At 40.9% G+C, this 25,177-nt stretch carries 17 protein-coding genes; 7 read left to right on the top strand and 10 right to left on the bottom strand.

Going from position 1 to position 25,177, the window contains the following annotated elements:
- From BM291_RS14365 to BM291_RS14375, 3 genes are all read right to left on the bottom strand, one after another.
- The coding region (locus BM291_RS14365) for a helix-turn-helix domain-containing protein (RefSeq protein ID WP_092898632.1) at window positions 1-312 on the bottom strand (312 nt) is incomplete at its 3' end.
- Between the two features lie 104 nt (window positions 313-416).
- On the bottom strand, window positions 417-4,136 hold the full coding sequence (locus BM291_RS14370; protein ID WP_092898634.1) for a T9SS type A sorting domain-containing protein: 3,720 nt from the start codon (window positions 4,134-4,136) through the stop codon (window positions 417-419).
- Window positions 4,137-4,258: 122 nt separating this feature from the next.
- On the bottom strand, window positions 4,259-5,353 hold the full coding sequence (locus BM291_RS14375; RefSeq protein ID WP_092898636.1) for a DUF1573 domain-containing protein: 1,095 nt from the start codon (window positions 5,351-5,353) through the stop codon (window positions 4,259-4,261).
- 70 nt (window positions 5,354-5,423) lie between these two features.
- Between BM291_RS14375 and trpS the strand changes: the two genes are divergently transcribed.
- Entirely contained in the window at window positions 5,424-6,398 is a 975-nt protein-coding gene (gene trpS, locus BM291_RS14380) for a tryptophan--tRNA ligase (protein ID WP_092898638.1), read from the top strand.
- A gap of 1,092 nt (window positions 6,399-7,490) precedes the next feature.
- Here trpS and fabF read toward each other — a convergent pair.
- The 3 genes from fabF to BM291_RS14400 form a co-directional block, all read right to left on the bottom strand.
- Window positions 7,491-8,744, bottom strand: a complete 1,254-nt coding sequence (gene fabF, locus BM291_RS14390; protein WP_092898642.1) for a beta-ketoacyl-ACP synthase II — start codon at window positions 8,742-8,744, stop codon at window positions 7,491-7,493.
- 164 nt (window positions 8,745-8,908) lie between these two features.
- A complete protein-coding gene (locus tag BM291_RS14395; RefSeq protein ID WP_092898644.1) occupies window positions 8,909-9,331 on the bottom strand; it encodes a hypothetical protein in 423 nt (140 codons plus the stop codon).
- Between the two features lie 73 nt (window positions 9,332-9,404).
- On the bottom strand, window positions 9,405-10,385 hold the full coding sequence (locus BM291_RS14400) for a zinc-dependent alcohol dehydrogenase family protein (protein WP_092898646.1): 981 nt from the start codon (window positions 10,383-10,385) through the stop codon (window positions 9,405-9,407).
- Between the two features lie 114 nt (window positions 10,386-10,499).
- Here BM291_RS14400 and BM291_RS14405 point away from each other — a divergent pair, with 114 nt between their 5' ends.
- The 3 genes from BM291_RS14405 to BM291_RS14415 all read left to right on the top strand — a co-directional run bounded on the left by BM291_RS14405 (window position 10,500) and on the right by BM291_RS14415 (window position 14,699).
- Window positions 10,500-11,267, top strand: a complete 768-nt coding sequence (locus BM291_RS14405) for an SDR family NAD(P)-dependent oxidoreductase (protein WP_092898648.1) — start codon at window positions 10,500-10,502, stop codon at window positions 11,265-11,267.
- Window positions 11,268-11,318: 51 nt separating this feature from the next.
- A complete protein-coding gene (locus tag BM291_RS14410; RefSeq protein WP_092898649.1) occupies window positions 11,319-12,197 on the top strand; it encodes a 3-hydroxyacyl-CoA dehydrogenase in 879 nt (292 codons plus the stop codon).
- Between the two features lie 144 nt (window positions 12,198-12,341).
- Window positions 12,342-14,699, top strand: coding sequence for a hybrid sensor histidine kinase/response regulator (locus tag BM291_RS14415; protein WP_175499709.1), 2,358 nt, complete (start codon window positions 12,342-12,344; stop codon window positions 14,697-14,699).
- Window positions 14,700-14,733: 34 nt separating this feature from the next.
- On the opposite strand, the gene BM291_RS14420 is transcribed toward BM291_RS14415, so the two are convergent.
- Window positions 14,734-15,867: a carboxypeptidase-like regulatory domain-containing protein gene (locus tag BM291_RS14420; RefSeq protein ID WP_092898653.1), complete on the bottom strand. Its 1,134-nt coding sequence runs from the start codon at window positions 15,865-15,867 to the stop codon at window positions 14,734-14,736.
- A gap of 36 nt (window positions 15,868-15,903) precedes the next feature.
- A complete protein-coding gene (topA, locus tag BM291_RS14425; RefSeq protein WP_092898655.1) occupies window positions 15,904-18,231 on the bottom strand; it encodes a type I DNA topoisomerase in 2,328 nt (775 codons plus the stop codon).
- Window positions 18,232-18,386: 155 nt separating this feature from the next.
- Between topA and BM291_RS14430 the strand changes: the two genes are divergently transcribed.
- Window positions 18,387-18,854, top strand: coding sequence for a SixA phosphatase family protein (locus BM291_RS14430; protein ID WP_092898657.1), 468 nt, complete (start codon window positions 18,387-18,389; stop codon window positions 18,852-18,854).
- Window positions 18,855-19,375: 521 nt separating this feature from the next.
- On the opposite strand, the gene BM291_RS14435 is transcribed toward BM291_RS14430, so the two are convergent.
- Window positions 19,376-20,149 carry a 3-keto-disaccharide hydrolase gene (locus tag BM291_RS14435; RefSeq protein ID WP_092898659.1) on the bottom strand — a complete coding sequence of 258 codons (774 nt, stop codon included), beginning with the start codon at window positions 20,147-20,149 and terminating at the stop codon, window positions 19,376-19,378.
- Window positions 20,150-20,368: 219 nt separating this feature from the next.
- Here BM291_RS14435 and ypfJ point away from each other — a divergent pair, with 219 nt between their 5' ends.
- Complete coding sequence (gene ypfJ, locus BM291_RS14440) at window positions 20,369-21,268, top strand: KPN_02809 family neutral zinc metallopeptidase (protein ID WP_092898661.1); 900 nt, start codon at window positions 20,369-20,371, stop codon at window positions 21,266-21,268.
- A gap of 6 nt (window positions 21,269-21,274) precedes the next feature.
- Here ypfJ and BM291_RS14445 read toward each other — a convergent pair whose 3' ends face one another.
- Window positions 21,275-22,639, bottom strand: a complete 1,365-nt coding sequence (locus BM291_RS14445; protein WP_092898663.1) for an exonuclease domain-containing protein — start codon at window positions 22,637-22,639, stop codon at window positions 21,275-21,277.
- A gap of 221 nt (window positions 22,640-22,860) precedes the next feature.
- Between BM291_RS14445 and BM291_RS14450 the strand changes: the two genes are divergently transcribed.
- A complete protein-coding gene (locus tag BM291_RS14450; protein ID WP_092898665.1) occupies window positions 22,861-25,167 on the top strand; it encodes a TonB-dependent receptor in 2,307 nt (768 codons plus the stop codon).
- Window positions 25,168-25,177 lie beyond the last annotated feature (10 nt).

Here is a 25,177-nt window from a genome sequence, read left to right on the forward strand (position 1 = left end):
ATCGGCTGTCTGTACTTGCTTTTGAAGTTCTTTCTTCTGCTTCTCCAAAAGAAGCACTTTCTGCTCGAGCTCTAACAGTTTTTGATCCTTTGATTTAGGCATCTTTAAAGTGGATTTGTTCACCCAATCAAAGTTACCATATTTCCTTAACCAGCCTGTCACTGTAGAATGAGACTGAATTCCATACTTGCGCGCGGCGGCTTTTATTCCCAATTCCCCACGCTCTATCTCTGAAACAACCGATAGTTTAAAAGCATAACTGTAATCTCGTTGGGTTCGCTTAACATACTTACTCTCTTGTTCTTCTTTCATAACATTACATTTTGTGTAACGCTATTTCAGGACGGGACAGTAACTAATTATTAAAAAGCCTCACAAACTCATTTTGTGAGGCTTTTTAAATGGTATTTGTATTCCTACTGTTTAATCATCTTTCCTACAAACACTCCGCTATCCTGACTTTCCACCATAATCACATAAGTTCCTGCAGCTAATCGAGATATCGCCAAGGTAACCGAACTTGGACTCTGACGAATCACCTCCACGATGGAACTGACTTCCTTTCCATTAGGATCATAAATCCTCATCGAATTCTCAGCAAATTCCAAATCTCCCAAGGCTTGGATTTCAACTTGGGTAGAAGCTGGATTTGGATAGATCTTCAGTTCCTCAGACACTAAGATCCCTGGATTGAATATGCCTGATATGGTCATAGTCACGGGAGCAAGGCGAGTCGTGCAGCCAGCTTCATTAGTCAATTCCACGCTGAATTCACCCATCTGGTTTACAGTCAGCGTTCCTTGCGAGTCTCCTGTTAGTTTCTCTCCATTTCTAAACCACTGATAAGTGTAATTACCTTCAGGAGCTTTAAGAATATTTCCATCCACGACTATTTCACCGCTAGGTTTGGCTAGGGATTCCACCACAAATTTCTCCGTTTCGAAAAGACACCCACCAGCATATCTGACAATAGCATGGTAGCTACCTCCTTCTTTTATTTCCAGGGTTTTGCCTGTGGCTTCACTCACTTCAGTTCCATTTCTTCTCCATCTTACCACTTCAAAGTCAGCTTCTGATACCAAAGTCAATACCTGACTTTCTCCTACACAGATAGCCGCTGGACCATTTACAGTAACAGGCCTAGTATTTACAGCTTTCACAATAGCACTTGCTAGTCTCACTGTATTAAGTCTAGAAGCATCTGTAGCGATAATCTCAATAAATACATTCTTGCCTACATCTTCGCAGGTTATCTTTTGTTTATTGATAGTCAAACTTTCAATACCACAATTGTCTGATAAAGACTTTATGAAATCTTCGGGATTCAAGACCAACTCCCCAACACTCAAATCAAGCTTAACTTCAAAGTTTTTGGTTTCTAGTTGTGGGAATATTGGATCCTGAACCCTTACCTCAATTTTCTCTTCCCTAGAATTCCCTTTATCATCCGTAATCAATACTGTGATTTCTTGGTAACCCAAATCCTCACAAGAAAAGGATGATTTGCTCAGCACCACGGTGTACTCTAAACTAATAGGCCACTTAGTGAATACTTGTTCAGGTTTTAAGGTTGCCTTGCCATCTTTATCAAGTAACAGCTCGACTTTATCCTTTGTCACTGGCGTCTCAGTAGCTTCTTCAAATCTTACATCTATTGAATTGGAAAAAACAGAACAGCCATTCACAGGCTTTACCTTAGCCCTGTAAACACCCGCCACACTAACGCTAAGCTCTTTCGTAGTATTAGCTGAAAGTTGCTCATCTCCCTTGTACCAAGCCTCTACCGTGTAGTCGAACTCTGAACCCAGAGTCAATTTCACTGTGCTTCCTTTCACTCCTTTTGTAGGGCCGCTTATTGATATCTTTTTGCTCTCTGTGGTCTCTATCGTCAGGTAGGCAACCGACTCGGTTGCATTCCCTGATTTATCTTTTACCAAGAGATTAACTTTAATTGGAGTTTTGGTCGTAAGATCCCCGCAACCAAGGGTCTTGGGAGTTATTACTACCTCTAGCTCATCAGCACAGTTATCGCTCAGATTTTGGATGAAAAAATCAGCTTTAAGTTCGAATTGTTTGCTAGTCACTAGATCAATCACCGCGGTATAATTCTTCACCTGAACCTTTGGAGCGATTTTATCCAACACCGTCACCTTCACCACTCCAGTCCATTTGACTTCCCCAGCTTCAGAAACCTTGACTTCCACTTCTTTTATCCCCAAATCAGTACAGGAATAGGCTAACTCTCTGGAAAACTGATAAGTGTAGTCAGCGGAATATCCAGAAGTAAAATAGCTTGAAGCTACGGTAGACACTACTCCATTTTCATCGAGATTAAGCGTAAGAGCATCCTTGAACACAGGAGTTGCAGCAGTTTTACGCAAGGGGATTTTCAAATTGACCACATCTTTGTAAACCCTTCGTTCTACCTTCTGTAGATTATAATTTTGATCCACCACAGGAAAGGAATAAACAGGAGTGAAATTGACCAAAGCATATTCCTGATCGCCTTCCACGCTTCTTTCCAGATTCACTTCCAAATGTCCATAATGCTTTCCCCCATCTACTAACACAGGATTGGCACCGGATGTATTCCACTCTTCTACCGAACTCTGATCAGCAGACCATTTTCTATATTGGTTGTAATCTAGGGTGTTAAATGGATTGCCAAACCAGTCTCTCTTTTCACCTCGCAGTCCATCTCCAGCAACGCCCACATCGTAATACATCACGCCCTTACCGTCGCTATCCTCATCCACAAAACTTCTTTCAAACAATTCATCATGTCCTGAGAACACCGCAACAACTCCATACTCTTCTAACATTGGATTGATCACCCTCATCGGAGTACCAACTTGTCCTATAGAAAGCTCATGATTCAAAGGCACGCCATGTTCACCAGAAGAAAAAGCAATGTGATGGTATTGTACAAAGATCAATTGGCCATTTTCACTGGCATTTTTCAGGTTTTCTTCCAACCAAATATATTGGTCACTTCCAGGTCCATAACTGCTCAAATCATTTCCTCCAGCCGCATTGTATTGTGCTTGAGTATAGTTCTCCTGTGTGTCAGTACCTGGCAGGGTATATTGTTTTCCTGTAAGTTTTGGCTGCCCGTCGAAATCAGCAGCCGTCTGATCTGGAGTTCCATTGCTGGAGTCTAGTGTCAAAATAGTCACTGGCCCATAATCTACGCGATAATAACTCTGACGATGTTTTTGTAGTGGATCTTCTGTCGGTGTTTCAAAATACGCGTGGAAACGCTTTCTACCCAAAACCGGGACGAAATCACCTTTTTCATTGGTGCTGTATCCGCCATTTATTCCTCCATACGCTTCCCAATTTCCCAATGCTGGAATGATTGCATAGCTGGACAAACCAGCTCCTTTTTCACCTGCATTTTGTCTAAAAAACTCATCCCAACCTGGCTGATATCCAGCTCCCTGCACCAAGTCTCCTGGCATGATGATAAAGTCAGGATCGCGTGAATTTATAATCTTCAGGTTTTCACTATATCCCTTTTCCTCCGTCAAAAAATAGTTGGGAAGCTCAAGGCCTTGCTCTATAGTAGTTCCAAACTTCTCCTTCCACAGGTCAGGAATAGTAGTAATCGGTCGAACTAATGGACTTCCCGGATACCATGCCCTATTAGTAACTCTACCTCTGGGGTCTGTTTCAGAATCTGCCAAAGCAATAAACCTGATTTTCTCCCAGCTACTTTTGGAAGAAGGCATCGTGAAATCGCCTGAATAATCTACTCCTCCAAGAGTCACCACATAATTCACCTTGGTATCGGCAGGTAGATCCACAGGATATCTATATCGAAACACCTGATCACTTCCGAGCCAGCTCCCCTGCTCCAAACCTTCAAGAACTTGATTTTTTTCTGGTGTAGTGTAATAAATTTCAGGAACAGATTCAGCTGCAATTTCGCCTTCATAGATCACCGAACCACTAGCATTGGTGAGCTTAATAGAACTTGCAGTTTGAGAACTACTAAACCAAGTCAATTGAATTTTTCCCTCCCCATACACTTGTAGGTAAGGATAGATCCTAAATGGATTCACTCCCGAGATTTTCAGAGAAGCGAAAACTATAAAAATCAATAACCCAACTACAAACAGTATATGCTTTTTCATAATCAAACAATTGAGGTGAATAAAGCACAGCTACATAATAAGCATAAGCTTTACAGGCACCAAGCTACAAAATATCAAGCTATTTGATAGATATCAAATAATCAAAACGAGCTTTTCCTCAACTATTCCACCCTACTTTTGAGCAGGAATAATTGCACTGGATTTAGCGGATCATTGGTGAATATGTAAATGTTTCGCTGATCTATCCCTTGTCTTCCCTTAGGGTCAAAAACCACTTTAAGTAAAATAGATTCGCCTGCTTCCAACGTAGTTTTCGGCAACTCAAGTTTAAGGCATTCACAATTCCCCTGTACTTTTTTGATTTCCAGCACTTGTTTACCTCTATTGTTCAAGACCACATTCACTACTTGAATAGCATTTGCTTTAATCGTTTTCAAGTCTTTCTCCTTTGGATCGATGACTAGCTGTGGCACTAGATTCAAGTCATCTTTGGCAAAAGGCGCATAGTATTCAAAAACATCAGCCAGTACATCAAGCTGTATAAAAGTGGTGCTATCCTTCCAATTAAGCGAAACTTGATCTTCGAAATAACCCAAGTCATTTTTCAACTTCCCATCATAAAGAACCTGAAGTAATCCTCGGTCATTTGGCATAATAGAATCCGTGAGCTGGCTAAACTGTATGTATTCCGGACCTGCAAACTGAAGGCTGTCTTTGTAAAAAGGAGTTTTGCCAAAATTGTAAACCTCCACCTGCTTCAATTTTGGTTGATTAGTAAACACCTCGCCCACATTTACCTTGGAAAGGCGAAAGCCCAAATCCCCTTTACGAGTTCTATACGTTCCTGCAGGGTCACTTGCTCTTGGAATAGCATTTCCTTCGATATAAAGCGTATCCTGCACACCGAATAAATTGCCTTTCACAATGATCATCCTAGAAAACAAACCAGCGCCTGAAGAAGGGTCAAATGAAACTTGCAAAACTCCACTTTCTCCTACCTGCAAGGTGTCCTGAGTGTATTCAACGGTGGTACAACCACAATCCGTCACAACAGTTTCGATGAAAAACAGAGAATCCTGCGTATGGGTAAACTGAAATTCTGCTAACTGCGGACCCTGCTCTTCCAGAACAGTTCCCAAATCAACCTTATTCACTGCCCAGATCAACTTTGGTGTTATAGTCTCTTGAGCCAGTGTAAGTTGGGAGAAAAAGCAAAGAAATAAGAGGGTGTAAAGGGTCTTTTCAATTCTAATCATGCCCGCAATTAACGCATAATTTCAAACGTATTATAGGCTGATTTACTTAATTTGCAGCAAAATCAGACCAATGGCAAGAGTACTTACAGGCATTCAAAGTAGCGGCAGACCACACTTGGGGAATATCCTCGGTGCGATCGTCCCTGCTATTGAATTGATCAAACAGAACAAAGAAGAATCTTATATTTTTATCGCAGACTTACACTCACTCACCACTTCTAAGGATGGGGAACTGAGAAAGCAAAACACACTGGCTGTGGCTGCTGCATGGCTGGCTTTCGGATTGGACATAGAGAACACTACGTTCTACCGCCAGTCCAGAAGACCTGAAGTCGCGGAATTGAATTGGTATTTGAACTGCTTCACACCCTTTCCTATGCTTGCCAATGCGCATAGTTTCAAGGATAAGGCGGAAAAGCTATCTGATGTAAATGCGGGTTTGTTTACCTACCCGGTATTGATGGCCTCAGACATTTTGCTGTATTCTGCAGATTTGGTTCCTGTCGGAAAGGATCAAATGCAACACCTGGAGATGGCTAGAGATATCGCCTCCACCTTCAACAGAATCGTCGGCGAAGACATCTTGACTATTCCAGAAGCCAGAATTGATGAAGTGGTGAAAACCATCCCAGGTACGGACGGCCAGAAGATGAGTAAGTCTTACAATAACTTCATTGATATTTTCCTTCCTGAAAAAGCACTGAAGAAAAATGTAAACAGCATCGTAACGGATAGTAAGGAACTAGAAGAACCTAAAGATCCGGATACAGACAATGTATTTAAGCTTTACAGTTTGATCGCTTCAGAAGAGCAGACCAAGCAAATGCGAGCAAACTACGAAGGCGGAAACTATGGCTATGGCCATGCAAAGAAAGAATTCATGCAGCTGATCCTAGATAAGTACAGGAAAGAGCGCGAGTTATTCGACTTCTATATGAGTCATCCAGAAGAAATTGAAATGAAGCTTGCCGCTGGCGAAGAAAAAGCCAAAGCTGTAGGAGCAGAATTACTCGATAAAGTAAGAGTGAAGCTGGGGTTTAAGTAAACATTCAACCTTTGAGGTGTTATTTCGAATGAGGAACGAAGGAGAAATCTCCTCGAAGGTTTGATATCTTATTTTACAAAAAATGGCTCCGTCATAGTTGATGGAGCCATTTTCATTTCTATTACTAATCGTGCCTTTGGCACTCTGTCAAACTCACTCATCATACTACCCCAGAATTTCATTCTGGGCATCTACAGGCCTTGCCTTTGGCAAGAAACTTAAACCCACTACTAATATTGAGTTGTGCCAAAGGCACATATAGTAATAACCCTGAATCCAGCGAAGTGAAATTCAGGGTTAACAAGAAGTCTCAGGTAAATGAGAGTGCCAACGGCACGATCGGTATCTCACTCAATCATAAAAGACCCCTTAATCCTTTGTGGAGTTCTTCGCGTCCTTCGCGATTTGGCGGTTTAAAAGGATACTTACTTTGTGCTTTACCGTTCGTGCCTTTGGCACTCTGTCAAACTCACTCATCATACTACCCCAGAATTTCATTCTGGGCATCTACAGGCCTTGCCTTTGGCAAGAAACTTAAACCCACTACTAATATTGAGTTGTGCCAACGGCACATATAGTAATAACCCTGAATCCAGCGAAGCGGAATTCAGGGTTAACAAGTAGTCTCAGGTAAATGAGAGTGCCAACGGCACGATCAGTCTGACACTCAATCATAAAAGACCCCTTAATCCTTTGTGGAGTTCTTCGCGTCCTTTGCAATTTGGCGGTTTAAAAGGATACTTACTTTGTGCTTTACCGTTCGTGCCTTTGGCACTCTGTCAAACTCACTCATCATCCTAACCCAGAATTTCATTCTGGGCATCTACAGGCCTTGCCTTTGGCAAGAGAATTAAAACATGCAACTGAACAGTTGTGCCAAAGGCACAAATAGTAATAACCCTGAATCCAGCGAAGTGAAATTCAGGGTTAACAAGAAGTCTCAGGTAAATGAGAGTGCCAACGGCACGATCGGTATCTCTCTCAATCATAAAAGCCCCCTTAATCCTTTGTGGAGTTCTTCGCGTCCTTCGCGATTTGGCGGTAAAAAAAATAAAACCTTCGAGGTCTTAAAGACCCCAAAGGTTAGAAGGTCTAAACAAACTCTTTGAAAACCACAGAGGCATTATGACCTCCAAATCCGAAAGTATTACTTAAGGCAACGGTCACTTTTTTCTCTAAAGCATGCTGGGTGACAATCTGAATTCCTTCTGGAATCGCAGGATCCAGGTTTTCAGTATTTATGGTTGGAGGCACAATTCCTTCATTGATTGCTTTCACGCAAAATATTGCTTCAATCGCTCCAGCAGCTCCTAGCAAATGTCCAGTCATAGATTTGGTAGCCGAGATATGCAACTTATCATAGTTGCCATCCAATAACTTCGAAATGGCTTTGATTTCACTCAAATCACCTGTAGGAGTAGATGTGGCATGCGCATTTAAGTAATCCACATCCTGAATAGTCAAGCCTGCTTCTTCCAAGGCAAACTTCATGGAATGCATAGCTCCTGCTCCTTCTGGATGTGTAGCTGTCAAATGATATGCATCTGCTGTCATGGCTGCTCCTATCACTTCTCCATAGATTTTGGCTCCACGCTTTTTTGCATGCTCATACTCTTCCAGAATCAAAGCTGCCGCTCCCTCGCCCATTACGAAGCCATCTCTTTCAGCATCAAAAGGTCGGGATGCAACTTCAGGATTTTCATTTCTGGTAGAAAGTGCTTTCAAAGCATTGAAGCCTCCCATGGCTGCTTCGGTGATCGGTGCATCCGAACCACCAGTAATCATCACTTTTGCTTTTCCCCACCTGATATAGTTGAAAGCATCCATGATCGCAGAGTTGGAAGAAGCACAGGCAGTGACAGAAGTATAGTTGATCCCCATAAATCCGAACTTCATGGAAATCACTCCTGAAGCCATATTCACCAAGTATTTAGGGATGAAAAAAGGATTGAATCTCGGAGTAAGGTCATTACTGATAAACTCCTTCATCTCCTTTTCGAAAGTACCCATCCCACCTTGGCTCGTGCCCCAGATCACTCCTGCATCAAAAGGAGAGTCTAAGTTGGAAACATCTAAACCGGCATCTTCCAATGCTTCTGCTGCTGTATAAAGTGCATATTGAGTGTATAGATCCGATCTTTTGATGTCGTTTCGATCTAACCTTAGCGTCGCGTCAAAGTCTGAGATCTGGCAAGCAAATCGGGTTTTGAATTTTTCTGCGTCAAAATAGCTGATTGCTCCAGCACCGCTTTTGCCTTTTTTGGCATTCTCCCAGTTGCTCTTCACATCATTTCCAAGAGCAGATAATGCTCCCAAACCCGTAATTACTACTCTTTTTGAATTCATCTTTTAAATATACATCAGGGAAAACTATTCCTTTTCGCATGAAAAAACCCGGCTATTCACCAGGTCTTTCAAATTAATTATGGCTAATATCTAGATTCTTGATTCTAAAATCTAACATCTTAAATCTGTTCTAGTTATTCAATACCTATGTCTTTCTACTTAAATTATCTACTTCTCCAGAGGTCCTTCAATTGACGACCATTGATCAGCATCACAAATCTCGCTGGGTTCGGAATCAAAACGATGCGAACATCCTGCTTATCAAACTGCTCTGATTCCACAGGAACTCCCTGCTGACCCGCTACTTCATAACTCACGATACCGTTGGCATCAGGAAGAAGTGGCTTGTAAACATTAGCGATATATGCTGTAGGAAGTAAGATATCAGTGTCAGACTTAAGTTTATCCTGAATTTTCTCCATTTCAGTTTCAAGTCTATCCTCGTAGTTTTCGTTGAAATCATCTTCTAAATCATGAAGCTCTTCTTCCAGATCATCATAACTTTCGTCGCTATAATCCATAGCCGCAAGTTGATTTCGTTTTTTCACTATTTCGGTAAGCTCTTTATCCAGCGTATCCCAATTCATTCCGTTCAGTATTTTTGATTTGAAGTACAAAGATGGGGAATCCCTTTTTTTATGAAGAACTATTTCAAAGAAATTAACTTACTAAGAGGATTTTTCCATTTCTCCCTGGCTTGTTATATGCTTCGATTGCGGCTTTTACTTCAGCTAGAGGGAATTTCTCAGCTACTTCTGCGGTAGAATCATCACTCATAAGAAAGGCTTGAGTTTCTTGATAAAGCGTAGCTCTATCTTCTTTAGAAATCCGCTGTAAAATACTGCTCAGCCAAAACCCCTCTATAGTAACTTCTTTGAAGATCATCAATCCAGTGTTTAGCGGCATAGCTTGTCCACTCAAAACACCAAAGGAATACATCTTGCCAAATTGCTTGATACAAGTCAAGGCTTTAGCAGCCAGTTCTCCTCCTACTGCATCAAATACAGCAGAAACTCCTTCGCCGACTACATCAGTAATCACCTTTTTCAGGTCTTCTTTTTCTGTGTTCACTACTAAATCAGCTCCTAGATTAGCTAGATAAGTTTTCTGCTCATCATGGCGAACTGTACAGGCCACTTTTATTCCTTTGGACTTGGCCACCTGAATGGCAAATTTCCCAAAAGCCGAGGCTCCTGCGGTCAGTAAAAGCCATTCCCCAGCTTTCAATTCAGATTTATTCACCATCGCCACCGCAGTTACGGGATTGACAAAAGCCTGACATGCCACTTCAAATGACATACCCTCTGGCATAGGAATCACCTGTTTTGCAGGTAGAGTAATGTACTCTCTCCAAGTACCCATACTGGTTCCCTGTGCAGTGAACATCACTTTAGTTCCTACCGGCAATAGCCAGTCTGCATCAGCCTTACTTACTATTCCCGCAGCTTCAAAACCTGCACTACTAGGCAAATTTGGCTGGATACCGTATCGTCCCTGAATAAACATCAGATCAGAAGGATTGATATTTCTAGCTTTTACTTCTATCTGAACTTCATGCGATTTAGGCTCTGGAGCTGGTGATTCTTTTACCTGCAAAACATCCTCGGGCATTCCAGTTTTTTCAAAAATTACTTCAATCATAGTTTGTTAAAATTTGAGTTTGGCTATTATTAACCTGTTAACTAGGAATAATATGCATTCGTTCAGGCTTACTAGGTATCTTTTTTTAACTTGAAAGGAGAAAACTAACTAATAATGGATCTCTCCTCTTTATTCTCCCTCGAAGGAAAAGTCGCACTGATCACTGGTGCCAGTAAAGGAATCGGCTTAAGTATAGCCGAAATTTTTGCTGCAGCTGGCGCCAAAGTGGTGCTGTGTAGTCGCAAGCAAGAGGCTCTGGACATAGTTGCCAAAAAACTCACATCGAAAGGTTATGAAGCCATCGGAGTAGCTTGTAATGTGGGCAATATGGAAGAACTTCCAAGGCTTGTAGAGAAAACTATTGAGAAATATGGCCAATTGGATATCCTGGTGAACAATGCTGCCACAAGTCCAGTATTTGGGCCCGTACACGAAACTAGTACAGAAGCTTTTGACAAAATCATGGATGTAAATTTGAAGGCTCCATTTGAGCTGGCAAAGCTGTGTTGGCCGCATCTCAGAAAATCTGCCAATGCTTCGGTAATCAATATCAGTTCCATCGGAGGCGTATCTCCAGAACATGGACTAGGAATCTACAGCGTAAGCAAAGCAGCTCTGATCTCAATGACCAAGGTTCTGGCTAAGGAATGGGGAGAAGCTAAGATCCGTGTCAATGTCATATGTCCAGGTTTGATCGAAACTAAATTCTCTGAACCACTTTGGGCAAACGAGAAAATAATAAGCATGGTAATGAAAAAACTTTCCATCAAACGCGTAGGAACAGCTGATGAGATCGGTGCGATGGCATTGTTCCTAGCCTCTCCGGCAGCAGCATACACCACAGGATCCGTCTTCACGGTGGATGGTGGTTTTACTATTTAAATGCTAAGTAATGAAATTGCAGTTGATGAATGAATACAGAAACACCTAACTATGGAGATTGCTAACATTTGCATTCTCGGCGCCGGCAACCTCGGCTCTAGAATAGGACTCCAAGCTGCACTTTCAGGCTTTCAGGTCACCGTATATGATGTCAATCAAAAGAGCCTTTCTGGTTCTTTGGTCACCATGAATAAGCTAATAAAGTACTTAATCAAATCTCAAGAAATAACTGAAAAAAAAGGGTTAGAAGCTATACAAAGAATCACTTTCACGCCTGACCCTTTAGTCGCTGTAGAAAATGCTGACCTAATCAGCGAAAGCGTCACCGAAGATTTAGACATAAAAAAAAGTGTGTGGAAGCAATTTGGCCACATCGCTCCTGCCAAAACTATTTTTACTACTAATACCTCCTACTTGCTTCCTTCTATGCTGGCAGAAGATAGCGGAAGACCCAAACAATTCTGCGCCTTTCATTTTCATGATGTGTTTCACTCCAAAGTCGTGGACATCATGCCTCATCCTAACACGGATCCAGAATTGATAGCTGTTTTGGAAGACTTGGGGAGAAAATTGAATCAGATCCCTATTCTGGTAAAAAAGGAAAACTCAGGCTATATTTTCAATACCTTGTTGGTATCATTAATAGATGCAGCAGGCAGACTTGCAACGGGAGAAGTAGCTGAAATAGAAGCTATTGATAAATCCTGGATGATCAACTTCAACATGCCTATAGGCCCATTTGGGATTTTGGATAATGTAGGTATCGATACAGCATGGCATATCACAAGTGTTAAGAGAAATGCAGCATCCAGAGCTTTTGCAGACTTGCTTAAAACATACATAGATCAAGGAAAACTAGGAGAAAAATCTGGGGAAGGATTTTATAAATACCCTAATCCCAGCTATAAAAATTCAGATTTCTTAAAATAATTTGAACAATTTCGCCGCAGAAAAGATCTACTAGGAAGAAACACTTCGTAATTCGCCTTACCCTTTATCACCCTTTATTACCCCTTACCTTTATTTCACCCCATGAAACAATTGTATTTATGCATTGTTTTAGGCTTGCTTTTCATGCAAGTCAGAAGCAGCAATGCGCAAATTTCCTTAAACCAAGAATCCGTACTTCCGCTTTCTCTTCATTCTGTAGCTGAAATCGTACAGGTAGATTCTCCAGGTTATACGTTGGAAGAAATTATAAAAAAGGAGAATTCCCTGGATTTTCATGCCTTAGAAAACTCCATTACAGATCTAGGCTTTACTGACCAGACTTATTGGCTTAGATTTTCTCTTGAAAATAACTCTGATCAATCTCAGACCTATTACTTAGAAACTGCCAGACCTATTACGGATGTGGCACATCTGTACCAATTACATCAAGGAAAAATCATCTCAGATCAGTTAAGCGGAGATTTGATAAAGTTCGCGGATAGGCCTTTCAACCATAGAAAGATAATTTTTCCTATCACCCTTCCTGCCGGTTCCAAATCTGATTTTTATATAAAATATCAAAGCGATGGAGAAGTAATCAGTCTTCCCTTAGTACTCAATGACACCTCTTCTTTAGTCTCGTCTTCGTTTTTCAATCAATTAATATTTGGCTTTTTCTACGGCGTACTCTTTATAGCTGGAGTTACCTATCTGTTCTTTTATTTTGGAATGAAGGAGTCGAGTTTCATCTACTATGTGGCGTATGTGCTTTCTGTAGCCTTGCTCCATATGAATCTTGATGGATATTTCTATCAGTACATCACACAAGATCCAGGATGGTTTGCAAATCGCTCCCTTCTGATCTTTGCGGCCTTGAGTTCTCTGGCTCTAGGCACTTACAGCTATGTTTATTTAAAAGCAGATGAAATCTCAAATTTCATCAAGAGATCGTTTCAGCTGTTATTTCTAGCCCATGGGATTCTCCTGCTAGCTATCTTGACTTACACAGCGGGTCAGGCATATTATTACCCGGCAGTAAATGCTTTAGGTTTCCTTATGCTTATTCTAGTCATCCTGACGATTTTCAAAAGCTTCCTAGCAAAAATACATGTGGATACTTTTTTCAGTATCGGTATTGCCTGTCTGACCTTCGGTTTTGTGATTTTCATTCTGAACAATTTCTCACTGATTCCAAATTCATTCTTCGCTTCAAATGCCTCTAAAATAGGAACCGGAGCAGAAATCCTGTTTCTATCACTTTCTATGGCAAATAGAATTCGCTTGTTGAAAACCGAAAAAGAAGAAATTCAGGAAATTGCTTTGATGCGTGCAGAGGAATCCAATGACATGAAGTCTTACTTTTTGTCAAACATGAGTCATGAACTTAGAACTCCTTTGAATGCGATTGTAGGACTGTCTAAATCCATAATAAGTAGTACGGACGATACCACAATCAAAAACAACCTGGAAGTGATCCAATACTCTTCCATGTCTTTGCTAGGCTCTATCGATGATATTCTGGATTATTCTAAAATTGAAAAAGGCGAGCTGAAACTGGCACATGTAGAATTTGATCTTCACAAAATTATTCAGGAATTGAAGGTCGTTACCAATCAGAAATCACGTGAAAAAGGATTGGAATTCGTCTATGAAGAGCGTAACAATATCAACACAAAACTGGTCGGTGATCCGATAAGGTTGAAGCAAATCATTTCGAATGTACTGAACAACGCTACTAAATTCACTCAAAGAGGTCAGATCAAATTAATTGTCAACACAGAGGAAAAGAAAGGGAATAAGCTCCTATTATCATTGGATATTGAGGATACTGGAGTTGGGATTGCCAAAGATAAAATCACTAGAATTTTTGATTCATTCAGCCAAGAGCAGATTAATTACAAACGGAAATATGGAGGTTTTGGAATTGGCCTTTGCATCGTAAAGGCGCTAGTGGATCTTCATTACGGTTCTATAAAAGTCAGTAGTGCGAAAAATGAAGGAACCCAGGTAACTATCAAAATTGAGCTTGAGAAATCTATGGCCTCACCAAAGACCCAAGATTTAATGACGCTGGCTCAAGCTGAGAAGCTGATGCAAAACAAGCATTTCTTGGTTGTAGAAGACAATACCGTGAATCAACTGGTCATCAAGTCAATTCTTAGAAAATGGAAAGGTGTAAGTTTTGACTTTGCAAACGACGGCTTAGAAGCTTTAGAAGCTCTGAAAACAAAAGCCTATGACGTCATCCTCATGGATCTACAAATGCCTGAAATGGATGGATATGAAGCCACCGAGCTAATTCGAGCCGGAAATTCTGGAATGAATTCTAAAGACATTCCCATTATTGCTGTGACTGCTGACACTACTGAAAAGACCAAAGCCCGTGTATTCGCAATTGGTATGGATGACTACATCACCAAGCCGATTGATCAGGAATTACTTTATGCCAGCGTAGAAAAAGCGCTTTACTTAGAAAAAATCAAGCTGAATATAGACATATAGGTAGATGCCTCCCGGACGAGATCATTCAAAATAGCTACTGAACTCCGCGTTTAAATTCTGCGGTGGGTAAATAGTCTATGGGCAAAAGATCGCCCACTCGTTCCCAACCTATGTAACCTTCGACAACTAAGCCAAAGGGATCTGAAAGGCTGCCATTTTCAAAAATCTCCAAAGAATCAACCGTCATTCGCATTATGGAAGTTTGACTCTTACGTACCTCTCTACCAAGACCTTCGACATATAATGGACTTTCTTTTTCCAACAAATAGGTAATAAGTAAATACCCATCTAACTCGAGAAATTCTCTTGTTTCCCTATTCTTCCTAATATCTAAGGAGGTAATAACTTCCGTCGCCACACTGTCTATAAATTTGCCAGCATGCACAGGATCATCCTTGCGGTACAATCTTCTTATCTCAAAGCCCTGAGCGATAGTTTTACCAATGTATACCGATCGAATAAAGTGCTGCAAACTTCCATTATAGGCCTCCAATCTGTTTTTTTCTACTCTTCTTTGCCTCCCTCTGGAAAGACTTGAATCAGGTATAAATAGTGGATAGCCTCCGTAAGTCACAAAGCCCTTTTTGTAATGAAAGCGGAAATCATTGAGTAAATAGTCGAGCCTATACCCCAGATTTGGATTTTGGATTTTAAGAATTTCTTTTGAACTAGCTATCAACAAACCCGGCTCAGAAATATCATCTAATATCATAGACATTTCATTGTCTATTTTACTAGCTCTTCCATTTCTCGATGTGCCCAAAAAATACCTTTTGAAATCAGCCAGATTCCTATACCAAGCAGGGTCACGTTTGTCATTTACATCTAGTGTTTCTAAATCTTCATCTACCGGAACAAGCATAAATTTGTATCCTTGCGACTTTACTGTGGAAGCAGGAAGATTAAATGTTAATCCCTGATAACCCAGCATCCGCACTATCACTTCATAGTTCCCTTCTGGTAAGTAAATAGAGAATTTCCCATCCTCGTCTGTAGATGTACCAAGGGTAGTATTCGCTAAATATACGGTGGCGTAAGGAATCCCTTTTCCCGTTTCATTGTCAGCTACTGTTCCTTTAAAAATCGCCTGAGAAAAGGACGAAAAGCTCCCAAAAAATAAAAACAAGCCTAAAACACACTGAAATAGCATTGAATTAGGCTTGCTCATATAGTATAAAATTGAACTTGAGTTCGTGGTTTTTATTTACTTTTTCTTGGCAAACTTCCCACCTTTTTTCTTTGGTTCAGGCTGATTTTCAATGATATGAATCGTCTCTTCGTAGGTTAAAGTTTCTGCTTCCTTATCCTTAGGAATCTTGTAGTTATTCTTACCCATCTTGATGTAAGGTCCCCATCTACCATTCAATACCTGAATCTCAGGATTCTCATCAAATGACTTGATATGCTTCTTGGCATCTGCCTCACGCTTATCTTGAATTAATTTGATTCCTTCTTCTTCATTGATACTCAAGGGATCCATTTCCTTAGGAAGGGAGACGAAAGAACCATCATGACGTACATAAGGTCCAAATCTACCAATTGCTGCTACCATCTTTTTATCTTCAAACATCCCAATGTCACGAGGCAACTTGAATAGCTCAAGCGCATCCTCCATCGTGATATTTTCGATAAATTGACCTTTTTTCAAACTAGCAAACTGCTTCTCTTCGTCTTCAGAATCACCAATTTGAACCAAGGGCCCAAACTTACCAAGTCTCACGATCATCGGCTTACCACTTACTGGGTGATTACCAAGTTCACGACTTGAATTGATATCCTGTCTAGAAATCTGCTCTGTATCCTCTACATTCTTATGGAAATTGCCATAGAAAGACTCTAGCATATCCTGCCATACTTGCCCTCCAGCAGCTATATCATCAAACTCCTTCTCTACTCTAGCGGTAAAGCTAAAGTCGATCACATTTGGAAAATGCTCTACTAGGAAGTCATTTACCACCATGGCGATATTGGTAGGGAAAAGCTTCTGCTTCTCTGCACCTGTATTTTCAGTTTTAGTTGCGTCTTTGAACTCGCCTTTGGCGATGATCATTTCCACATAATCTCTTGGCGTTCCATCTCTGGATTCTTTGATCACGTATTCGCGTCTCTGAATCGTAGAAATAGTAGGCGCGTAAGTAGATGGACGACCAATTCCCAGTTCTTCCAACTTCTTCACCAAGGATGCTTCTGTATATCTTGGAGAAGCTCTGGAGAAAGTCTCACGACCCTTCATTTCCTGAAGAGCTAAAGACTGACCAATTGTCAATGGAGGTAAAAGTGCTTTTCCTTCATTGCTATCGTCCTCTTCCGGCTCCTCATCTGTATCTTCTAAGTACACTTTCAAAAAGCCATCAAACTTGATGATCTCTCCAGTTGCTACCAGATTCTGAGTCTGGTTTGATATATCTACCGTGATAATAGTCTTCTCCAATTCTGCATCAGCCATCTGCGAAGCAATAGCACGCTTCCAGATCAGCTCATAGAGGCGCTGCTCGTTGCGTTCTCCCGTCACATGGGAATTAGCGAAGTCGGTAGGTCGGACGGCTTCGTGAGCCTCCTGAGCGCCTTCAGACTTGGTAGTGAATTTTCTTGACTTATGGTATTTCTCTCCATATGAATCGTGAATTGCTTTTTTGGCAGAAGCCATTGCATCATCCGACAGATTCACACTATCTGTTCTCATATAAGTAATCTTACCCGCTTCATACAGTTTCTGCGCTACAGACATAGTCTGAGCCACTGAGAAGTAAAGCTTTCTACTTGCTTCCTGCTGAAGTGTAGACGTGGTAAAAGGTGCCGCTGGAGATTTCTTCCCTGGCTTTTTTTCCAGGTTAGCAACTGAGAAATCAGCTTGAAGGCATTTTTTCAGGAATTCCTCCGCTTCAGCTTTGGTGTCAAATTTCTTTGGTAACTCAGCTTGGAAAGTTCTTCCTTCTACTTCGAAAATCGCGGTAATTCTAAAACTTGACTTGGCTTTGTGCTGCTCCACTTCCCGCTCACGATCCACGATCAAGCGAACCGCCACAGACTGTACTCTACCAGCAGAAAGCCCTGTTTTGATCTTCTTCCATAGAATAGGAGAAAGCTCAAAACCAACCAAACGATCCAGAATACGTCTAGCCTGCTGTGCATTGACCAAATCTATATCAATACCTCGAGGGTTTTCAATAGCTTTTACAATTGCATTTTTGGTGATTTCACGGAAGACGATCCTTTTCGTGTTTTCATCCTTTAGCTTTAGCACTTCTTTTAGATGCCAAGAAATTGCCTCTCCCTCACGGTCATCATCACTCGCTAGGTAGACAGTCTCCGCATCCTTCACTAGAGCTTTGAGGTTTTTGATCACATCCTTTTTATCGGCCGTGACCTCGTAAGTAGGACTAAATCTATTTTTAATATCGATCGCCTTATCGCCTTTTGGAAGATCTCGAACGTGACCGTAGCTAGATGCTACCTTATAGTCTTTGCCCAAGTATCCCTCAATGGTTTTGGCTTTGGCAGGTGACTCGACGATAACAAGGTTTTTTGACATATAAAAGCAATTTTTCTGGGTTTTCAAACCCGATAAGAAAAGCTAAAAATAGACGGCATTGTATTCTCGTCCAAATATTTAAAATTGACTAGACCCGATTTGGTGGGATTTTTGATGAAAGTGACAAATACTTTTAAGGGTATAAACCACTTATCATGAAGCAATTGTTTTTACTCAGACACGGAGAAGCAGGTTTTTCTCAAGGTTCAGATTTTCAAAGGCAACTCACCAAAAAAGGGAGAGAAAACCTGATCCGTATGGGGGAATCCTTAGATGAAAAGCTAAAATCTGTGGATTTGATGTATTGTTCCTCGGCAGAACGAACCATGGAAACAGCTAATCTAATAGGCACGCACATTACTATTAAAGAGTCTATTTTCACCCGCGACATCTATCAAGGAGATTTGGGAGTACTGATAGCTTTACTGGAAAAAACTTCAGTTTCAGTTGATACTTGTCTTTTTGTGGGTCACAATCCCACCATTAGTTTACTTCTGGCACATATTTCCGATGAACAATATCTGGGATTGCAACCTGGAATGATGGCTGTAATTGACCTGGAAATATCGGATTGGAAAATGATTGGCTTTGGAACTGGAATCCTAAAAGAAATTATCCAATAAACACACATCACTTTTAGATAATTACCCAACAATTAAAACCACATTTCTAATTTTTATCAAAAAAATCTACCCTAAGATCAAATTACAAACCCTACTTCCATTATATTCGCATAATAATTCACAGATAAACGGATAATATGAATCACCAAAGTAAATATTAGCTATATCTGCATTTGTTACAACTGTATACTACTCTCAAAATCCGGAATCTTACCCCGGTACCTAGCCCAAAATATTCGAGTGAATCCATTGCCATGGAACCAAAATTTGATTTCCAATCAAATGGCTAAATCGTTGAGTACCCTTTTAAAGAATACATACCCAAATTGAGATTACCAGATTAAAATTAAAAAATAGAATGCCCAGCATTACTAGTGTGAATTAGTTTTTGCTTTACTCAAGTAGGCTTCAAAAGATTAGCAGAAAGAAACACCTTCTCTATTCCCCAGTAGCAAACTAAGTTTAAATGCAAAAAGCCCTGAATCCAGAAGATTCAGGGCTTTTTCATACATACTGTTTTATTAGAAATCCGTCGATTTCCCATCCAAATCAAGCTTCTTGATCCATATATTTCTGTAATAAACATCATGCCCTTCAGCTTGCAACTTCAATCCTCCAGGTGTATCCGTAATTCCTTTGCCTCCATCATTGCCTCCATCTAAACCAGAGTTTGGACCTCCCCAAACTTGCTGTATTTCCTTATCCTCATGTATTTTTACACCATTCAGGTAGACAGTTGCTCTAGGCTTCTCTACTAATTTACCATTTTCGAAACGCGCTGCTTTAAACTCAATGTCATATGCATTCCACTTGCCTATGCCATAGTACTCTTCGGAAGTTGGAATATGCTCATTGATCAATGCACCCAACCCATGATCACCGTAGTCTCCATCCAAAATCTGAATCTCGTAGCGATTTTGAAGATAAACACCTGAGTTTCCACCTTCGCTTTTGATGAAAAACTCCACATGTGCACGGAAATCGTTGAATTTATCTTTCGTAACTACATCTGCAGCTCCATAGAGGCCGCCTGCTGATGCCGGGTCATTACTACTGATTGCTTTGCCTCCATCGACAGGATCACTGACTTCAGGCCATTTGATTGGCATTTCAGCCTTAAATCGTGGCCCTTCCCAATAGGTCCAGTTTTTCTCAAGTGATTTTTTTGAACCATCCAAGTATACCTTGGCTCCCTTCTCAGGTTTTGCTCCTACTCCAGTTTGAGCGTGTACAAGTGTTATTGCACAGATCAATGCCACGCTAAGAGATAGTCGCTGGAAAATTTTATTGTTCATAGGTTTATGAGTTTAGGTTATTTTTTCGAAATTAAATATTAGACAACGTCCAATTGTTGAATTTGGTTAATTTTAAACAATTTCAAACTATTAATGCCATGAAATCAAACCTGCCTGATGCAGACACCCCTGGCTAATAGTTGATAGTAGAAATGAGTATTTATAATGTGAGATCCCTCCCAGCAATGGGTTGACCAATGAACAGCAAATTATAAACATATGAAATGGGAAGGAAGAAGACGAAGCTCAAATGTAGAGGATAGACGTGGCCAAAGCAGTGGTGGTTCACGTGGCGGTGGGTTTAGCCCTATGCTCATTGGCCCTCTGATTAAAATTCTATTCTCTAAAACCGGACTAATTATCGTCGGGATTGTTATTGCTATCTCAGTAGTCACTGGCACCAACCCCTTGACATTCTTAGGGAATTTCATGGGTGGTGGTGGACAAGGATTTACCACGGAGAGCAATTACACTCCTACTGCTGAAGAAGATCGTTTAGCTGCTTTTAGTGAAACTATACTAGCTGACACGGAAGACGTTTGGAATAAAATCTTGGATAACTATAGAGAACCCACTTTGGTACTTTTCAGCGGACAGGTATCTTCTGCTTGCGGCATGGCTTCCAGTGCTACAGGTCCTTTCTATTGCCCTGGTGATGAAAAATTATACATAGACCTTAGCTTCTTTAAAGAAATGGAAGTGAAGTTGAAAGCTCCGGGAGATTTTGCCCAAGCTTACGTAATCGCTCATGAAGTAGGTCATCATATCCAGAAAATCTCTGGTATCACTGCGGAAATGGACAAACTTCGAGGTCAAGTGAGTGAAAAAGAATACAATCAGTTTTCTGTGAAACTGGAGCTTCAGGCTGATTTCTTAGCAGGAGTTTGGGCAAATCATAGCCAAAGATCCGTCGGATGGATGGAAAAAGGTGATTTGGATGAAGCTCTCAATGCTGCAAATGCTATCGGAGATGATCGCCTTCAGAAGCAGTCTACAGGACGTGTGATGCCTGATTCCTTCACGCACGGTACTTCAGCTCAGCGTATGAAGTGGTTCAAAAAAGGCTTTGAAACTGGCGACATCAACCAAGGCGATACATTCAATGACCCTAGCTTATAGGAGAAGTCAATTCGTCTCCAATACCAAGATCTGTTCAGGATTGATCTGATGTATATATTGGCGTAAAATATAAAAGGTCTCCGGCACTTGTGTCACTAGCTCAAGTTGAGATGGAATATCTTCGGTAATCTGGTCATTTTCCAAATAGGCAAATCTGCTCAGCATACCCCTTTCAAACATACAGTAAGCAGTTTCATTAGAATTCCGCCCGTCTAACTTGATCAGAATCTCCTTTTGGCTCTCCTTTATTTTGCCCATAAAATCGGTAACTCGGTTATTGTATTCTTGTGGCTTCTCAGTGAAATCACAGCCACCGTTACAGCTCATTTCCTGCTCTGAATCGCAATTCACTTTTCTGAGTCCACATAATTTGGGACATAAACCGTAAGTGCTGATCCCAGTTTTTAGAAAGGCATTAGCCTCATCCATGGAGAAAAAGGATTCGATGGGCTTAAAAAACTTCGTGATTTTAGAAACTTGAAATCTCCCGTAGCCTGAGTTATCCTCATAATGAAACAAGCCAAATAAGCGTTTAGGGAGCTTTGAGGCAGAATTATACTTAGGCCATAATCTCTTGATTTCCAAGGTTTCAAATAGAAGCGCCATTAACTCTGTTCCCGTCAATTCCCATTTCAAATCAAAGACTTCAGTCTTTAGCTTTTGCTTGAGATTAGGAAGTAATTGCCCAGAAAAGTGATTCTTAAATCGCTCTCGGATATTTATCGCTTTGCCTACATAGATCACTTTTCCATGCTCATCAAGCATGTAATAAACGCCACATGCCGTAGGGATTTCCTTGAATTTGGAATGAGGGAAATTCGGAGGAAGAAAAGATTCTCCAGTATTTTTCTTAAGAGATTGATTGATAATCTGATAGTCAGATTTGATCATTCTATCAAACAAAATCGCAGTAGCCTTTGCATCTCCCATTGCTCGGTGCCTGGCTTCGATTTGTATTTTCTGGCTTTCGCAAAGTCTCCCAAGGCTATAAGAAGTCATGCCAGGATATACTTTTCTACTTAGTTTGACAGTGCAGAGTTTGGGAGTTTTGAGCTCCTTCCCCACTTTCAAAAATGCTTCCCGAAGAAAACCGTAATCAAAACTAACGTTGTGCGCTACGAATACTCGATCGTTTAGCAAGTCCCACAACTCTTCGTGTACAGCTGAAAAAGTAGGCTTGTGCCTCACCATAAAGTTATCAATTCCAGTCAATCCAGTGATGTAAGTTGGGATCGCTTGCTCAGGATTAATAAGAGTCTGATACTCTCGGATAATCGATTCCCCGTTGTGAATCAAAACCGCTACTTCTGTTATACCACCATGCTTGGCTGCGCCTCCGGTGGTCTCAATATCTACTATGGCAAATTCCATTGCCTAAAAGTATGAATTAGAATTTTCTCTAGAGAATAGATGTCACAGAATGACGCGGTTTGTATGAATTTTTGATTTTCTATCCCCACTGAGGCAATAGGTACTAATCCAAACAACAGCCAAATCACACACTAGTTGCAATTTTTTACCATTTATCCTATAAATGCAACTTTGTTTCATTTATACTAGTTTATAATTTCTACGCCTTCTATTTTTGTATTGTGAATTTGAAAACAGGAATACTATTAACATTGATTCTACTGCTTGGATTTAATATCCAAGCTCAGGATTGCTCGCTTTCTATCAGGGGAAAAATCATCCATCTAGAAAATAATGAGCCTATTGAGGCAGCATACGTGTGGGTAATTGAAGCTGAAGAAGGAGCTGTGAGTGATCAAAATGGAAATTTCACGATAAAAAATCTCTGCCGCGGAGACTACACCGTCACTATACAATACCTAGGTCATAAAACCATTACGGACACCATAAAGTTAGAATCCACAACTTTTAGCAAAACCTACAGGTTAGAGGAAGAAGCAGTGGGTTTACAAGGCGTGGAAGTACACGGACACCGCGATGCTGTGCAAACTACGACTGCAGTATCAGCCCTTTATGGAGAAAATCTGATGGAATCCCGTGGAGAAAACTTGGGAGAAAGTTTAAAACGAATCTCCGGAGTATCTACTTTTTCTACAGGAAATAGCATCTCAAAACCTGTGATTCACGGTATGCACAGCAATCGGATTATGATCATGAACAATGGCATCCGACTGGAAGGACAACAATGGGGAGCTGAGCATGCGCCGGAAATCGACCCCTTTCTTGCAGATGAAATCACTGTAGTGAAAGGCGCAGAAACAGTACGGTATGGCCCCGAAGCTATGGGTGGAGTGATTTTGGTAAATCCAGCACCCCTTCCTACTAAAAAGATGAGCAAGACAAGTCTTAACCTAATCGGCGCAACAAATGGCCGAATGGGCAATGTCAATTTGGTGCATGTGGGAGGCTCAGACAAAATCAAAGGCTTGGGGTATCGTATCCAAGGCTCCGCCAAAAGATCTGGAAATGTAAAATCTCCTGAGTATTTCCAACAGAACACTGGCTTAAGTGAGCTCAACTTAAGCAGCTCGCTTGGCTATAGCAGTTCCAAACTTGGAGTGGAAGCCTATTACAGTCTTTTCCATACCGAACTTGGAATACTGAATGATTCGCACACTGGAAATCTTTCTGATCTTGAAAATATTATTGAGAATGGACGGCCATTCGCAGATGGAGAGTTTAGTTATGACATCCTCAACCCAAAGCAACGAGTAACCCATCAACTGGCAAAGCTGAAGTCCCACTATCATATTTCTGAAAGCTGGAAATTGAATTTCCAGTACGGTTTTCAGCTCAACCACAGACAGGAATTTGACAAAAGACGTGGAGACTTGAATGACAAAGCGAGCTTAGATCTAGAACTCTATACCAACACAATTGATCTCTACGTAAACCATACCCACAAGAATGAACTGAGTGGAACCTGGGGAGTCAATTTCATCCAACAGGCAAACAGCAATGTTCCGGGTACAGGAGTAACTCCACTGATCCCAAATTATGACATGGTGAATACTGGCTTTTACGCTATGGAGAAGTACTCTAAAGGCCCACTGGAAGTAGAAGCTGGCATAAGGTATGACTTCAGAAATGTCAATACTGCCAGATACATCAATGAAGAGTTGAAAACGGCTGATATTGCTTATCAAAACTTCTCAGCATTTCTGGGTGGACTCTATCACATCAGTCCGGATCTGACGTTCAATTCAAATCTCGGATCCGCTTGGAGACCTCCAAATGTAAACGAGTTATTCAGCGAAGGACTACACCATGGAGCAGCAGCAGTAGAAATTGGAAATCCTGATTTGAAATCAGAGAAGTCACTTAAATGGATCAATGAACTCCAATATGATGGCAAAAGAACACATTTGGAATTCACCGCATACCTGAACCCTATCAGCGATTACATATATCTAAATCCTACTGGAGAAATCTATACGAGCCTTCGGGGTACATTCAACATCTACGAATATTTGCAGGCGAATGCACTATTCTACGGCTTTGACTTTGCTGGCAGCTACGAGTTCACGGATAAAATAAGTGGGTATTTAAAAGGATCTATAGTACAGGCAAAGAACACCGATGTCGATAACTATTTCCCTTTTATCCCTTCCAACAGAATGGATTGGGGCATTTCCTACGACTTTTCCAAAGTCACCGACTCACGTACAAACAAGATAACTATAAGCAATGTATTGGTCGCCAAGCAAAATAGAGAGCCAGATTTTGACATTGCTCCTCCTCCCTCAGCTTATGCACTTTTCAATATTTCTTACAATAAGCAAGTGAACATTGGAGACGATAAATTGAATCTAGGTCTACAGGTGCAAAATCTCCTCAATACTAACTACAAAGATTATATGAATCGCTTCAGATACTTCTCCTACGATATGGGAAGAAATGTACTTATAAAAATCAATTACGAATTCTAACCAACTATTT

The sequence above is a fragment of the Algoriphagus aquimarinus genome, from assembly GCF_900112005.1.
Taxonomy (GTDB): domain Bacteria; phylum Bacteroidota; class Bacteroidia; order Cytophagales; family Cyclobacteriaceae; genus Algoriphagus; species Algoriphagus aquimarinus.